Source organism: Micromonospora sp. NPDC050397 (assembly GCF_044901685.1).
Classification (GTDB): domain Bacteria; phylum Actinomycetota; class Actinomycetes; order Mycobacteriales; family Micromonosporaceae; genus Micromonospora_G.
In genome coordinates this window covers 418,390-432,568 of the sequence record NZ_JBJDPS010000006.1, presented here as the reverse complement: position 1 = coordinate 432,568, position 14,179 = coordinate 418,390, and the positions used below count along the sequence as shown (strand labels likewise).

Here is a 14,179-nt window from a genome sequence, read left to right as displayed (position 1 = left end):
TCGTGCGGCCCGCCGGTGCGGGAAGCTCGGCCCCGGCGCCACCGCGCGTCCGGCCGAGCCGGGCGGCCCAGTCGGTTCCAGGAAGCCCGAGCCGGCGTCACCGCGTACGGCCAGACCTGACCGCACCCGATGATAGACGCGTGTTGATGGCGTGACCAGCGGTGACGGGGCCACGCCCAGGATCGGAACCCGGTAACCACGACGCCGACCGGTGGGCAGGTCAAGGGCGCCGGGGAGGGCTTACTAGGCTGTTGACGTGAACGGCTCCCTGGTGACGGTGACGATCGTGCTCTCACTCGTACTCGCAGGTTGGAGCCTGATCACGACGGTGCGCAACCGGCCGCCGGACCTGACCCACCTGGTCGGCCTGGCGATCGTGGAGGCGAGCCTGCTGGTCCTCGCCGGCCTGGCCCTCGCCGCCTGGGCCGGTGGCGAACACCCCGGCGAGCCCGGCACCTTCTTCGGCTACCTGGTCACCCTGGTCTGCCTGCCGCCGCTGGCCGGGGTGCTGGCCCGGATGGAGCCGACCCGCTGGGGATCGGTGATCGTCACCGTGGTTTGCCTGGTCATCCCGGTGGTGGTGGTACGGCTGCAACAGACCTGGGAGGTAACCGGTGCCTGACCCGTCGACCCCGTCGACCACACCGTTGACGCCGCCAACCACGCCGTCGACCACGCCGTCGACCACACCGTCAGCGGTCCCGTCGACCTCGCCGTCGAGCGGCTCGCCGCTGGAGGGGCCGCCGACCCGGGTGACCAACCGGGGACCGGGCCGGGCCCTGATCGCGGTCTACATCCTCTTCGCGATCGCGGCCACCTCCCGCGCCACGCTCCAGATCGTCACCAAGTTCGACGAGGCGCCGGTGGCGTACCTGCTCTCCGCGTTCGCCGCGGTGGTCTACATCGTGGCCACGTTCGGGCTGGCCAGGGGCGGTCCGAACGGCCGTCGGACCGCCCTGGTCTGCTGCACCGTGGAACTCGTCGGGGTGCTGGCCGTGGGCGCCACCAGCCTGCTCGACCGGGCCCTCTTCCCGGACGACACCGTCTGGTCGGGCTTCGGCCAGGGGTACGGCTACATCCCGCTGGTGCTGCCGGTGCTCGGCCTGCTCTGGCTACGCCGCACCCGCGAAACCGACTGAACCCCGGTCCCGCACACACCCGCGAGAGCGACTGAACCCCGGTCCCACACGCACCCGCGAGAGCGGCTGGGTCCTGATCCGGCGGTGCGGCGCTCTGTCAGTCGCGCGGGCCGCCGGCCACGTAGATCACCTGACCGGAGACAAACGACGCCCCCTCGCTGGCCAGGTACGAGATGGTGTGGGCGACATCCTCCGGTCGGCCGACCCGGCGTACCGGGATCTCGGCGGCGCCGCGCCGCTGGAACTCCTCGAAGTCGATCCCGATTCGGGCAGCGGTCGCGGCGGTCATGTCGGTGACGATGAAGCCCGGTGCGACCGCGTTCGCGGTGACGCCGAACGGACCCAGCTCGATCGCCAGCGTCTTGGTGAACCCCTGGAGCCCGGCCTTGGCCGCCGCGTAGTTCGCCTGTCCCCGGTTGCCCAGCGCCGAGGTGCTGGAGAGGTTGACGATCCGTCCCCACCGCTGCTCGACCATGTGCCTCTGGGCCGCCTGGGTGAACAGGAACGCGCCGCGCAGGTGCACCCCGAGCACCGTGTCCCAGTCCGCGTCGGACATCTTGAACAGCAGGTTGTCCCGGAGCACCCCGGCGTTGTTCACCAGTACACCGGGCGCGCCGAGCTCGGCGACGACCCGCTCGACCGAGGCTTCCACCTGTGCCCGGTCGGCCACGTCCGCGCCGACCGCGATCGCCCGGCCGCCGGCCGACACGATCGCCTCGACCGTCGCCCCGGCCGCCGACTCCTCCAGGTCGACCACGGCCACCGCCAGCCCGTCGGCGGCGAGCCGGAGTGCGGTGGCGGCGCCGATACCTCGGGCGGCACCGGTGACGATGGCGACGCGGGACTGCTCCGACATGTCTACCTCCAGGTAACTTAGGCTCGGTCGGAGGAGCTTAACCCAGGTGTACGGGCCCGCGCCGCAACCGAATCCAGCGATAGCCGTACCCGGCGAGGGCCAGCGCGTCGAGCTTGCCGACCGGGGCGTACTCCTGGTCGGCGAGGACGTCGCCGGGGAGTTCCGCCTCCGCGTACAGCTCGCCGAGGTCGACCGTCACGTCCCGGGTACCGAGGTTGTGCAGGAAGAGCATGGACCCGGTGGGTCCGTCGGCCCGGTGCGCCAGCACCCCCGGCGGCAACACCCGGTCGACGTCCGTACACCGGCCCGAGCCGACCTCCGGGGCCTCGCGCAGGGTACGGATCATCCGCTCGAACCAGGAGAGCAGCGAGCCCGGGTCGTGCCGCTGCGCGGTCACGTTGACCCGTTCGTAGCCGTACTCGCCGCCGCTGATGACCGGACGGATCAAATCCGCTCCGGATGCCCTGGAGAATCCGGCGTTCTCCTGGAACGACCACTGCATCGGGGTACGGATCGCGTCCCGCCCGTCCAGCGACAGGTCCTCCCCCATCCCGATCTCCTCGCCGTAGCGCAGCACGGGTGTGCCGCGCAGCGAGAACTGCAACGCGTACGCCAGCTCGATCCGCCGCCGGTCACCGCCGAGCATCGGGGCCAGCCGGCGGCGGATGCCCCGGCCGTACAGGCGCATCCCCTCGTCCGGACCGAACCGCTCGAAGACCTGCTCGCGCTGCTCGGCGGTGAGCCGGGAAAGGTCGATCTCGTCGTGGTTGCGCAGGAAGGTGGCCCACTGCCCGCCGTACGGCAGCTCCGGGGTGTCCCGCAGCGCGTCGATGATCGGCTCCGGGTCCTGCCGGGCCAGGGCCAGCACCAGACGCCCGTTGAGCATGAAGTCGAAGAGCATGTGCAGCCGGTTCGCCGAGCCGCCCCGGTCGCCGAAGTAGTGCACGAGTTTGGCCGGTTCCACGTTCGCCTCGGCCAGCAGGACCGCGTCGGCCCGCCGCCACTGGGCGTGCTGGCGCAGCTCGGTCAGGAACTCGAAGTCCTTGGGCGAGTCCGGGTTGCCCGGCTCGGTCAGCTCGATGATGAACGGCACCGCGTCGATCCGGAAGCCGGAGACCCCGAGCTGGAGCCAGAACGAGACGATCTTTTTGATCTCCTCCCGGACCGCCGGGTTGGCCAGGTTCAGGTCCGGCTGGAACCGGTAGAACCGGTGGTAGAACCAGGCTTTGGCGGTCCGGTCGTAACTCCAGGTCTCGTCCTGCTCCCCCGGGAAGACCATGCCCTGGCGGCGGTCGGGCGGCGCCTGGTCGGACCAGACGTACCAGTCCCGGTACGGCGAGTCCGGCGAGGAGCGGGCCGAGACGAACCAGGGGTGCTGGTCGGAGGTGTGGTTCACCACCAGGTCGATGATCACGCGAATGCCCCGGTTCTGCGCCTGGTGCAGCAGTTCGGCGAAGTCGCCCAGGGTGCCGAAGCGCGGGTCCACGTTGTAGAAGTCGGTGGCGTCGTACCCGTCGTCCCGGTTCGGTGACGGGTGGATCGGGTGTAGCCAGAGGCAGGTGACGCCGAGCCGGGCCAGGTAGTCCAGCCGGCCGATCAGTCCGCGCAGGTCACCCACGCCGTCGCCGTCGCTGTCCGCGTACGTGTCGATGTCGAGGCAGTACACGACCGCCTCGGAGTACCACCGGTCGCCCATGCCGGAGTGCCTTTTCCGGTGCTCTCTCCCACCAAACGGAATCCTGGTCGGCGGCCGCTCTCTCCCACCAAACGGCGCCCTGGTTCGGCGGCGGGGGTGTAGGAGTGGATCGAGGTGGGTAGGAATCGGACCTGCCACCCGCCGGAGGCGACTTGTTACACGCCGGAGTGCACGCCGGACGGGATTCGCCCGTGCCGACGGGAGGGAGACGACGATGTCGATCATGACGGTGGCCGCCGGTGACGATCCGACCGAGGCCGGCGGGCTGACCGGCTGGGTCGCCTCGGTGATCGACGCGATCGGTCCGCTCGGCGTCGGGCTGCTGGTCGCCCTGGAGAACCTGGTTCCGCCGATCCCCAGCGAGGTGGTGCTCCTGCTCGCCGGTTCCCTCTCCGCCGAGGGCCGGGGCAACGTGCTGGTGATGTGGCTGGCGGCGACCGCCGGTTCGGTGCTCGGCGCGCTCGCGCTCTACTGGGTCGGCGCGGCCCTCGGCGAGGATCGACTCAAGCGCTGGCTCGACCGGATCCCGCTGGTCGACGCCGACGACCTGGAGCGGGCCGACCGCTGGTTCGCTCGGTACGGCACCTGGGCGGTGCTCTTCGGCCGGATGGTCCCGGTGGTACGCAGTCTGGTCTCGGTGCCGGCCGGGGCGAACCACATGCCGATCACGCGGTTCCTGGTGCTGACCACGGTCGGCAGCGGACTGTGGAACGCCGTCTTCGTCGGACTCGGGTTCGCGCTCGGCTCGCACTGGCAGCGGATCGACCGTTACAGCACCTGGTTCGACCTGGCCCTGCTGGCCGGACTCCTGCTCGTGATCTCGACCTGGGTGGTCAAGCGGCTCCGGCGGCGTACCCGGCCCCGGGCCCGGCCCGGGACAAGTGGCTGATCGACGCTGATCAGCCACTCGTCCCGCGCGCCCTGGATGCGGGTCCTTCGGGCCGGTGCCCCGGGGGTGTCGGTCCGGTACCGGGCGGTGTCCGGTACCGGGCGGGTGTCTCGTACAGGCGGGTGCCCGGTACCGCTCGGTGCTCAGTACTGGGCGGTGATGCTGGTGAACTGCCAGGTGCTCTGCGAGATGCCGCTGCAGTGCGCCACCACGCCCCCGCCCGGACACGGCCGGTCCCGGTTGACCGCCCAGTAGGTGAAGCGGGCCAGGCTGCGCGCCTTGGCCCAGTCGCGGATCTGGGTCCAGGTGGCCGGGGAGGTCTGCTCCTGCTGGTCGGAGAGACCGTTCATGCCGGAGATGCCCAGGTGCGCGTACGCGGTCGCGTCGGACCAGCCGAACGCCGTCTTGAGCTGGTTCTTCAGCCCCTCGGCGGCGTTCACCGTGCTCTGGTACATGTTCGCGCCGCCGCCGAAGTTGAACGGCATGATGGTGAACACGTCGATGTTCGCCTGGAGCGCGGCGGCCTGGTTGATCAACCGGGTGCCCCACCAACTCGGACCCGAGGTCGAGGTGCCGAAGGTGAGGATGGTCTTGATCCCCGGGTTGTTCTGCTTGACGATCTTCAGGGCGCCGAGGATCCGGTCCTGCACCACCTCGTTCTCGAACTCGTCGCTGTTCTCGATGTCGACGTCGATCGCCTTCAGGTTGTACGCGTTGATGACCTGCTGGTACGCCCCGGCGAGAGCCGCCGCCGAGCCGCAGTTCGGGCCGAGCTTGTTGCCGCTCCAGCCGCCGATCGACGGGATGATGTCGCCACCGGCGGCCCGGATCGCGTTGATCGTGCTCGCGTGCGTGCCGCTGGTCAGCGAGCCGCTGCCGTCCCAGGCCGGCGTGCAGCCGCCGCCGGAGAGGATGAACGCGATGGTGAACCATCTGACCCCGGTCGCGCTCATCACCGTGGCCGGCGCGGGCGGGTCGCCCCACCCCGGGTAGAGGTACGGCGCCGCCGCCATCGGGCTGTTCCCGCCGGTGCAGCCGCTGGTGGTGACGGAGACCGCCGCCGAGCGGGCCGACTCACCGGCCGAGTTGTACGCCGCCACCGCGTAGCTGTGCGCCGAGCAGGTGGCCAGCCCGGAGATGGTGGCGGAGGTGCCGGTGACGGTGGCCCGCAGGGCGGTGCCCTCGTAGACCCGGTAGCCGGTCACCGTACCGGTGGAGGTGTTCCAGGCCAACGCCACCGACGAGTTGGTGGTGCCGGTGACCCGCAGGTTGCCCGGGGTGCCGGGGGTTCCCGGATTCGGTGGCGGGGTGGTCGGTCCGCCACCGCCGGAGCACGCGGAACCGTTGACGGTGCAGTTGGTCGGGTCGCCCGTGCCGGCGACGATGAAGCCGAACGAGGCGGTCGCTCCCGGCCCGAGGGCGCCGTTCCAGTTCGCGTTGAGCGCGGTGACCTGCTGGCCGGAACTGGTCAACCGGGTGTCCCAGAAGCTGCTCACCGAACTGCCGGCCGGCAGGGTGAACTGGACCGTCCAGGAGCTGATCGCCGAGGAGGTGTTGTTGGTGACGGTGAACCGGGCCTCGTACCCGGTGGACCAGGACGAGGTGCGGACGAAGGCGGCGGTGGCGGCGGACGCGGCCGGCGCGGCCACCAGGGTGGCCGCGACCATCATCGCGGCCAGGCCCCCGGCCAGCGCCGCGGCGCGCAGCGGTCTGAGTCTCATCGGTTCCTCCGGGAAGCCGGCGGTACGGGGATCACGGCAGCGTCGCGAAATGCGGCTTGACCGTGCGGGCGAAGTTGTTGCCGTTGGAGACGTCCCAGTTGATCGACCAGGTCATCGCGCCCCGGATGCCCGGGTAGGTGCGCGGAGGCTGGAAGCTGCCGCAGTTTGTGCCCCGGGCGAGGCAGTTGAGCGCCTGGTTGACCAGGGCGGGCGCGACGACGCCGCCACCGGCGGCACCGGGTCCGGCGGGCAGGCCGAGCGCCACCTGGTCCGGCCGGAGTCCGGCTTCCAGTTGCAGGCAGGCCAGCGCGGTCATGAAGTTGACCGTGCCCTGGCTGTACGCGAACGCCTGGTCGCAGCCGAGCATCGAGCCGGAGTTGTAGAACTGGGTGTGTACGACGGTGAGGATGTCCCGGATGTCCAGGGCGAGCTTGAAGTAGCTCACCGACGGGGACTGCATGTCGATGGTCTGCGGCGCCATCGTGATGATCAGGTTCGCCCCGACCCGGTTGCGCAGGCTGCGCAACGCCTGTCCCATGTAGGTGGGGTTGAGCCCGTTCTCCAGGTCGATGTCGACCCCGTCGAAGCCGTACTGCTGGATCAGGTTGAACACGGTGTTGCTGAAGTTGGTCGCCGAGGCCGAGTCGTTGACCGCCACCCGCCCGGTCTCACCACCGACCGACAGGATGACCTTCTTGCCCCGCGAGTGCAGCGTCTGTACGTCCGCCGCGAAGTTGGCGTTGGTGTAGCCGCCGAGCGCGGTGGCCAGTCCCGGGTCGATGCCGAAGGTGACCGCGCCGGGGGTGCTGGTCGCCTCGGCGAAGGCGACCGCGATCAGGTCGTACTCGGCCGGCACGTCCCGCAGCCGCAGCTCGACCGCCGCGTTGTTGAAGTTGTGCCAGTAGCCGGTGAGGAAGTGCCTCGGCAACGGGGAGTTCGGCGGCGGGCTGGTGGGCGGGTTGGTGGTCGGCGGCGGGGTGATGGGTGGTGCGGTGGTCGCGGGCGGGGTGGTCGGCGGAGTCGTACCACCACCACACGCCGCACCGTTCAACGTGCAGTTCGACGGAGAACCCGCACCCGTCGCGTTGAACCCGAACGACGCCGACGCACCCGGCGCCAAACTCCCGTTCCACGAACGGTTCGTGAACGTGAACCGCTGACCCGACGACGTCATCAACGCATCCCAGAACGTACCCACCCGACTCCCCGCCGGCAGATCGAACGCCACCGACCACGACGAGATCGCCGTCGTACCACCATTCGTGATCGTGTACTTCCCCTCCCAACCCGAACCCCAGTCAGAAGTCTTCACGAACGTCGCCGTCGGACCAGCCGCGAACGCCGGCATCGCCACCCATACGGCACCGAGCGTCGCGACCAGCGTCGCGACCATGGACAGGAGCAGGACTCTGGAGCGCTTCATGCGGGCCTCCACGGCCGGTCAGGCATCGGCAGCCATCGACAGTTGGCCAATTATTAAGACTCTTAACTGTTCCTGTCCAGCCCCTCACGCAAGGAAGGGCCCCTTGTTAACGCATAGCGTTAACAAGGGGCCCTTCCTTGCACCTCAGCGGTGGGTCAGCGGCGGAAGGTGAACCAGTTGACGTTGACGAAGTCGGCCGGCTGGCCGCTGCTGAAGGTCAGGTAGACGGTGTGGACGCCGGTGGTCGGCGTGACGTTGCCGGGCACCGACTGCCAGTTTTGCCAACCGCCGGTGTTGCCGAGCGCGAAGCTGCCGATCGGCGGGTTGGTCGGGCTGTCCAGGCGCACCTCGACCAAGCCGCTCACCCCACCGCCGGCACCGGAGGCGACCCGGGCCACGAAGTCCCGGGCGGGGCTGCCGCCGAAGTCCACGTTGTCGTACCGGGCCCAGTCACCGCCGCGCAGGTGGCTGATGTTCTGCCCACCCTCGCTGCACGCCTCGACCTGCACCCCGTTCTGTCCGTTGTACGCCTCGGCCTGAATGGTCGAGTACGCGCTGCCGCCACCACCGGACGGCGGCGTGGTCGGCGGGTTCGTGGGCTGGGTGCCGCCACCGCGACTCCAGACGGCGACGTAGTCGACCAGCATCGGACGGCCCGAGACGGTCGCCGCCGTCGGCGTGGTCGAACCGGCCACCCCGTTCGGGAACGAGCCACCCATCGCCACGTTCAGCAGGATGAAGTAGCCGGCGTGGCTGGTCATGTTGTTCCAGTGCGGCTGGCCGACCTGGTTCTGGGTGACGGTGTGGTAGAGCTGGCCGTCGACGTACCAGCGGAGCTGCTGTGGGCTGGCCCCGCTGTCCCACTCGAAGCGGTACGTGTGGAACGCCGACTGGCAGGTGGAACCGGGACAGGCCCGGCTGGTGCCGATGCCGTTGAACTCGTTGCACGGCCCACCCGGCGCGACCCCGCAGTGCAGCACGCCCCAGACCGAGTTGATCCCGTTGACGTTCTCCATCACGTCGAACTCGCCGATCGCCGGCCAGTTCTGGTAGTTGCCCCGGTACGGCGCGCCGAGCGCCCAGAACGCCGGCCAGTAGCCGGCTGCGGCGGCACCGGTCACGTTCGGCATCTGGATCCGCCCCTCGATGGCGAGCACGCCGCCGGCCGGGGGCTTGAAGTTCGTCCGTACCGTCTCGATCCGGGACGAGGTCCACTGTCCGTTCGCGCCCCGGATCGGGGTGATCCGCAGGTTGCCGGCGCCGTCGTGGCTGACGTTGGCGGTACTGTTGGTGTAGGTCTGGATCTCACCGGTGCCCCAGTTGGGTGGGCCGCCCGGATAGCTGGTGCCGGTGTCGATGATCCAGTTGCCGGAGGACGGCAGGGTGTTCGCGGCGCCGGTGAAGTCGTCGCTCCACACCAGACTCCAACCCGGTGGGGTCGGCGGTACGGCGGCGCGCGCGGCCATCGAGACCGTGCTCACCACGGTGACGATCGCGGCGAGCACGGCCAGCAGCAGGAACGCGCGGCGTCTCGGGACGGGTCCGGCCGGAGCCGGGAGGGTGACGGTCATGGTGTTGGCCTCTCTACGGGACGGGTGAGAGAGCGCTCTCTCTCCGGTTGTACGTCCCCGGCCCACTCATGTCAACGTTCGTCGATGTCTATCGCCCATCCGCCCGCCGTGCGGTACCGGCGACACCTGGCGTACCCGTGGTCGCCGGCAGTGGGACCGGGCGACGGAGCACCGCCCGTTCCAGCGCCGTCCAGGCGGTGGTGGTGACCAGGTAGAGCACCGCCGCGAGCGGCAGCACCAGGGCAGCGAGCACGGTCCCGTACGGCAGCAGCGGCAGCAGTCGGGCCAGCACCGCCGCGCCGGGAAGCTCGTCGGCGGCGGGCGAGGCGGCGGCGCGCGCGTCCCGCCGCATCCGCCGCGAGGTCCACCAGGCCAACACCACCAGCAGGGCCAGGAGTACGCCGAACAGCGGTCCGGCCGCACCGCCGAGCCCGTCCGCCACGTGGTGCCCGAGCGGCACCCCGGCCAGCCGCTCGTCGAGCAGCCCGAACCTGTCGCCGACCGGCCCGGCGGCGGTGAACAGGTGGTACATGACCACGAAGAACGGCACCTGCAACAGCCCCGGCAGGCAGCCCGCGAGCGGGCTGGCACCCGCCTCCCGGTGCAGCGCGACCAGTTCCTGTTGCAGCCTGGCCGGGTCGTCGCCGTACCGCCGTCGCAGTTCGCGGATCTGCGGGGCGAGCACCGCCCGGCGCCGCTCGCCACGCACCTGAGCCCAGGTCAGTGGCGTGATCAGCAACCGTACGGCGATGGTGAGGAGCACGACGCCGACGGCACCGTCCAGTGGTGCGAAGGAGAGCATGGTGAACCCCTCGGTCCGATTCCGGGAAGGCGCGGCACCGACGCGCGAACCCGCGCGGTGGGCGCGGATCGGCACGGCGGGCGAGCCGGAGACAACGTCCGATGTGGACGATCGAGCACGGAACCGGCCGCGTGGCGGCGGGGAGGAACGAGCCGCTACGCGGCCGAGAGGAGCACCGACGGTGCTCGGGGACGGGGCCGTCCGGCCGCGTCCGGGTCGAGCTGGCGTGGGATCCGGGCCCGACGGGCGCGGTCCCGGATGGTCCGACCGCGCCGGGCCGCGTTGGCGGCACCGGGTCGCGCGGTGACCAGGTGTACGGCGACCGCGACCGCGAGCAGCGTGGCGGCGGCGACCGCGGCCCCGGCGAGCAGCTCGGCCGGCTGGGTGGCCGCCGTGACGAGCTGGGCGAGGGCGTACGCCCACCAGCCCACGACCATCAACAGCGACTCCGGCACCCGGCCAGTGTAACCAGTCGCGCCACCAGCATCGGTGCTTCCTTTGCTGCGGCTTAACAATCGCCCCCGGCGGTTGAGCGGCGACTCGGAGCCTGTCTAGGGTGCGCCAGGGGCGACGGCCGGGTCGGCGCCCAGCCGTCCGGATCAACGAAGAGGTGCGCCGAGAATGGTCGAGCATTCCCGGGCCGACACCGGCCAGCCACGTCACCCGGGCACCCCGGGCCGGCTGGCCCCGGTGCTCGGCCGGATGGCCCGCGCCGCCCGGGCCGGCGAGCCGGCGCTGTTCCACCTGCGGCGCAACCGCCGGCAGGTGGTGATCGGTCTCGGTGCCGCCGCGGTCGCCACCGGCGCGGTCGGCTCGGCCGCCGCCGTACTCGGTGGCGGTGGTGGCATCGCCGCCGCCGTGAGCGACCAGGCCACCTCGACCCGCTCCCCCCGGGACGCGGGCGCCTTCGCCGACCGGGACGCCAGCTACAGCCAGTCCCTCGGCGAGTCGATCAACTTCGGCGCCGCCGGTCTCGCCGAGACCCCGGCCCGCGCCGCCGAGGCGGCGCTCCGGGCGAAGCCCCTCTTCGCCAACCCGCTCAGCCGGGACCCGGTGCTGCACCTGCTGCGCCGGGCCACCTTCGGCCCCACCCGGGCCGAGGCGGACGCGGTCCGGGCCGCCGGCATCGACGCCTGGATCGAGCAGCAACTCGACCCCGGCAAGGTCACCGACCCGATCGGCGACCAGGCGCTCGCCGCCTTTCCCACGGTCGGCATGTCGACCGCGCAGATCCGCCGTACGGTCAAGGAGTTCGACTGGGCCGCCCAGTACGAACTCGGCTACGCGACCCTGGCCCGGCAGTTCTGGAGCAGTCGCCAGCTCTTCGAGGTGATGGTCGACTTCTGGTCCAACCACCTGAACGTGACCAACCCGTTCGACGGCGGCTGGGACGTACGCACCTCGTTCGACAGCCAGGTGATCCGCAAGCACGCGCTCGGCAGGTTCTCCGACATGCTCGCGGCCAGCGCCCGCAACCCGGCCATGTTGCGTTACCTCAACAACAACGAGTCGCACCGCCGGTCGGTCAACGAGAACTACGGCCGCGAGCTGCTGGAACTGCACACGGTCGGGATCGACGGCGGCTACACCGAGAAGGACGTACGCCACAGCGCGTACATCATGACGGGCCGGACCGTGACCAACGCGGGCGAGTTCCGCTACGAGGCCGACCGGCACTGGATCGACCCGGTCAAGGTGCTCGGCTTCACCGACAAGAACCCGTCCCGGCCCAAGGGACTCCAGGTCGGCGACCGTTACCTGCAATATCTCGCCAGCCACGAGGCGACCGCGAAGAACATCGCCCGCAAGCTCGCGGTCCGGTTCGTCGCCGACACCCCGCCGCACGGTCTGGTGCAACGGCTCGCCGAGGCGTACCTGGCGAACGGCACCGCGATCGTGCCGGTGCTGCGGGTGCTGTTCCGGTCGCAGGAGTTCTGGATCGCCACCGGGCTCAAGGCCCGCCGGCCGCTGGAGAACTTCGTCGCCACCGCCCGCTCGCTCGGGGTCGCGCCCGGCTCGGACACGGCCGCCGGGATGGAGGGGCTCTACCGGCTGACCCAGCGCTTCGGTCAGCCGCCGCTCGGCTGGGTGCCGCCGAACGGCTATCCCGACGTGGCGCCCGCGTGGCGCTCGGCGCACGCCACCCTGGCGATCTGGAACAGCCACCGGGCGCTGGTGCAGGGTTCGCAGCGCGGGCTGTCGTACCCGAAGCCCGAGGGACTGGTCGGCAAGCGCCCGCCGACCACCGGGCAGTACCTGGACGCGCTCGCCGCCCGGTTGCTGCAACAGCCGCTGGCCGCGAAGGACCGGCAGGCGCTGCTGACCTTCCTCGGCTCCAAGGAGGGTACGGCGGTGAAGAACGCCACCCTGGGCGGCAAGATCCAGCACCTGGCCCCGCTCTTCCTCGACTCGATCTACCACGCGCTGCGCTGAGGAGAGACGCATGACGCAGGACAGTCCTCCGCGCGGCGACAACACGCCCCCACGGCCCCGTACGGCCGAGGAGTTGCGCCGGCACGGCCCGAACCTGGCCGAGGCGGCGATCCGGGTGCACGCCGAGTCGGTCACCACCGAGCTGACCGAGCAACGGGACCGCTGGCGGCACGGGTTCACCCGCCGCCGGGTGATGGCCGGGGCGGGCGCGGTCGGGGTGGCCAGCCTCGCCGGCCAACTCGCCACCACCCGGGTCGCGTTCGGCGCGCCCGCCACCACCAACCGCACGCTGGTGGTGGTCTTCCTGCGCGGCGGCATGGACGGGCTCTCCGTGGTGGTGCCGCGCGGCGACCGGAACTACCTCGACGCCCGCCGCAACATCGCCGTCCCGGCCGGCGCGCTGATCGCCGGGGACGACCGGTTCGGCCTGCACCCCGCACTCGCCCCGCTGGAGCCGTTCTGGAAGTCGGGAAAGATGGCCGCCGTGCACGCGGTCGCCTCACCGGACGCCAGCCGCAGCCACTTCCAGGCGCAGGACTGCCTGGAACGCGGCGCCGCCTCGACCGGTGTGCACACCGGCTGGCTGGACCGGGTGCTGACCGCGCTCGGCCCGGGGACCACGTTCCGGGCCATCGCCGAGGGCGCGGCGCTGCCCCGCTCCCTGGTCGGCGGCGAGAACAAGCTGGTGCTCCAGGGCATCCGCGAGTTCGACCTACAGGGATTCAGCGGCGTACGGGCGAGCACGCTGACCGCGCTCAAGGCCCTCTACACCGGCCTGGACGACCACCCGCTCGCCACCCAGGCCACCGAGACCCTGGCCTCGATCTCGGCCGCCCGGAAGATCGCCGGCCAGGACTACCGGTCCACCGCGCAGTGGCCGGGTGGCGGCTTCGCCGACCAGTTGCGCGACGTGGCCCGGCTGATCAGGGCGAAGGTGGGACTGCGGGTGGCCGCGGTCGACATCGGCGGCTGGGACATGCACACCAACATCGGTGGGCCGGACGGCGGCGACATGCGCAACCGGTTGAACGAGCTGGCCGGGGCGCTCGGTGCGTTCGCCACCGACCTGGGTCCGGCGTTGGACGACGTCTCGGTCGTCACGATGAGCGAGTTCGGCCGCCGGGTCGAGGCGAACGGCAGCTCCGGCACCGATCACGGGCACGGTGGTCTGATGCTGATGCTCGGCGGCGGCCTGAACGGCGGCCGGGTGCACGGCCGCTGGCCGGGGCTCGGCTCCGCCGCCCTCGACCAGGGGGACCTGGCCGGCGCCAACGACTACCGGGACGTGTTGGCCGAGTTGCTCAAGGCCCGACTCGGGGTCGCCGACCACAAGCCCATCTTCCCCGGGCTGAAACACAAGGAGATTGGCGTCTTCCGCTGAGCCGCCGCCCGCTGCCGAGGCCCCGGCGCCGCGCCGCCACGGTCGCCGGCAGCGGTAACACATGCGGCTCGTACATGCTCAAACAGGTAGCCACATCATTTTCCATGTACGCCTCCGTCGAGTCACCACTCGGGCCAGCCGCCATATAGCCGATGAATTCCGCTTCACGCCTTTTGTCGTTGCGCCGCCCTCCCCGCTCGTACCGGGGGTAGGCCGTCGTCCGACCTCGTGTGCGTGTCGCCACGCCGGGGCCGCGTTTTCCGGGATG

12 protein-coding genes are annotated in these 14,179 nt (G+C 71.0%); 5 read left to right on the top strand and 7 right to left on the bottom strand.

The window, feature by feature from the left end; genetic code table 11:
• Positions 1-256 precede the first annotated feature (256 nt).
• Together ACI2K4_RS23010 and ACI2K4_RS23005 are read left to right on the top strand one after the other, a co-directional pair.
• The gene (locus ACI2K4_RS23010) at positions 257-622 is read left to right on the top strand and encodes a hypothetical protein (RefSeq protein WP_404514029.1); all 366 of its coding nucleotides are present in this window, start codon (positions 257-259) and stop codon (positions 620-622) included.
• A 109-nt stretch (positions 623-731) separates the two neighbouring features.
• On the top strand, positions 732-1,139 hold the full coding sequence (locus ACI2K4_RS23005) for a hypothetical protein (RefSeq protein WP_404514081.1): 408 nt from the start codon (positions 732-734) through the stop codon (positions 1,137-1,139).
• Between the two features lie 97 nt (positions 1,140-1,236).
• Here ACI2K4_RS23005 and fabG read toward each other — a convergent pair whose 3' ends face one another.
• Together fabG and ACI2K4_RS22995 are read right to left on the bottom strand one after the other, a co-directional pair.
• Complete coding sequence (gene fabG, locus ACI2K4_RS23000) at positions 1,237-1,995, bottom strand: 3-oxoacyl-ACP reductase FabG (RefSeq protein ID WP_404514027.1); 759 nt, start codon at positions 1,993-1,995, stop codon at positions 1,237-1,239.
• A gap of 37 nt (positions 1,996-2,032) precedes the next feature.
• Complete coding sequence (locus ACI2K4_RS22995; protein ID WP_404514026.1) at positions 2,033-3,691, bottom strand: alpha-amylase family protein; 1,659 nt, start codon at positions 3,689-3,691, stop codon at positions 2,033-2,035.
• A gap of 223 nt (positions 3,692-3,914) precedes the next feature.
• Here ACI2K4_RS22995 and ACI2K4_RS22990 point away from each other — a divergent pair, with 223 nt between their 5' ends.
• The gene (locus ACI2K4_RS22990; protein WP_404514080.1) at positions 3,915-4,580 is read left to right on the top strand and encodes a DedA family protein; all 666 of its coding nucleotides are present in this window, start codon (positions 3,915-3,917) and stop codon (positions 4,578-4,580) included.
• Positions 4,581-4,723: 143 nt separating this feature from the next.
• Here the strand turns inward: ACI2K4_RS22990 and ACI2K4_RS22985 are convergent, their stop codons facing one another.
• The 5 genes from ACI2K4_RS22985 to ACI2K4_RS22965 form a co-directional block, all read right to left on the bottom strand.
• Positions 4,724-6,301, bottom strand: a complete 1,578-nt coding sequence (locus ACI2K4_RS22985; protein ID WP_404514025.1) for a cellulose binding domain-containing protein — start codon at positions 6,299-6,301, stop codon at positions 4,724-4,726.
• 31 nt (positions 6,302-6,332) lie between these two features.
• Positions 6,333-7,724: a chitinase gene (locus ACI2K4_RS22980; RefSeq protein WP_404514024.1), complete on the bottom strand. Its 1,392-nt coding sequence runs from the start codon at positions 7,722-7,724 to the stop codon at positions 6,333-6,335.
• A gap of 155 nt (positions 7,725-7,879) precedes the next feature.
• On the bottom strand, positions 7,880-9,295 hold the full coding sequence (locus ACI2K4_RS22975) for a carbohydrate-binding protein (protein ID WP_404514023.1): 1,416 nt from the start codon (positions 9,293-9,295) through the stop codon (positions 7,880-7,882).
• 88 nt (positions 9,296-9,383) lie between these two features.
• Entirely contained in the window at positions 9,384-10,097 is a 714-nt protein-coding gene (locus tag ACI2K4_RS22970; protein WP_404514022.1) for a YidC/Oxa1 family membrane protein insertase, read from the bottom strand.
• A 155-nt stretch (positions 10,098-10,252) separates the two neighbouring features.
• Positions 10,253-10,552 carry a DUF6412 domain-containing protein gene (locus ACI2K4_RS22965; RefSeq protein ID WP_404514021.1) on the bottom strand — a complete coding sequence of 100 codons (300 nt, stop codon included), beginning with the start codon at positions 10,550-10,552 and terminating at the stop codon, positions 10,253-10,255.
• A gap of 166 nt (positions 10,553-10,718) precedes the next feature.
• Between ACI2K4_RS22965 and ACI2K4_RS22960 the strand changes: the two genes are divergently transcribed.
• Together ACI2K4_RS22960 and ACI2K4_RS22955 are read left to right on the top strand one after the other, a co-directional pair.
• Positions 10,719-12,530: a DUF1800 domain-containing protein gene (locus tag ACI2K4_RS22960; RefSeq protein WP_404514020.1), complete on the top strand. Its 1,812-nt coding sequence runs from the start codon at positions 10,719-10,721 to the stop codon at positions 12,528-12,530.
• A gap of 10 nt (positions 12,531-12,540) precedes the next feature.
• Positions 12,541-13,911 (top strand): DUF1501 domain-containing protein, encoded by a 1,371-nt coding sequence (locus ACI2K4_RS22955; RefSeq protein ID WP_404514019.1) that lies wholly within the window; start codon positions 12,541-12,543, stop codon positions 13,909-13,911.
• Positions 13,912-14,179: the final 268 nt, after the last annotated feature.

Coding starts and splice junctions, on each gene's coding strand:
- ACI2K4_RS22995 (WP_404514026.1), bottom strand. CDS start 3,691: ATGGGCGACCGGTGGTACTCCGAGGCGGTCGTGTACTGCCTCGACATC.
- ACI2K4_RS22980 (WP_404514024.1), bottom strand. CDS start 7,724: ATGAAGCGCTCCAGAGTCCTGCTCCTGTCCATGGTCGCGACGCTGGTC.
- ACI2K4_RS22955 (WP_404514019.1), top strand. CDS start 12,541: ATGACGCAGGACAGTCCTCCGCGCGGCGACAACACGCCCCCACGGCCC.
- ACI2K4_RS22960 (WP_404514020.1), top strand. CDS start 10,719: ATGGTCGAGCATTCCCGGGCCGACACCGGCCAGCCACGTCACCCGGGC.
- ACI2K4_RS22970 (WP_404514022.1), bottom strand. CDS start 10,097: ATGCTCTCCTTCGCACCACTGGACGGTGCCGTCGGCGTCGTGCTCCTC.
- fabG (WP_404514027.1), bottom strand. CDS start 1,995: ATGTCGGAGCAGTCCCGCGTCGCCATCGTCACCGGTGCCGCCCGAGGT.
- ACI2K4_RS22985 (WP_404514025.1), bottom strand. CDS start 6,301: ATGAGACTCAGACCGCTGCGCGCCGCGGCGCTGGCCGGGGGCCTGGCC.
- ACI2K4_RS22975 (WP_404514023.1), bottom strand. CDS start 9,295: ATGACCGTCACCCTCCCGGCTCCGGCCGGACCCGTCCCGAGACGCCGC.
- ACI2K4_RS22990 (WP_404514080.1), top strand. CDS start 3,915: ATGACGGTGGCCGCCGGTGACGATCCGACCGAGGCCGGCGGGCTGACC.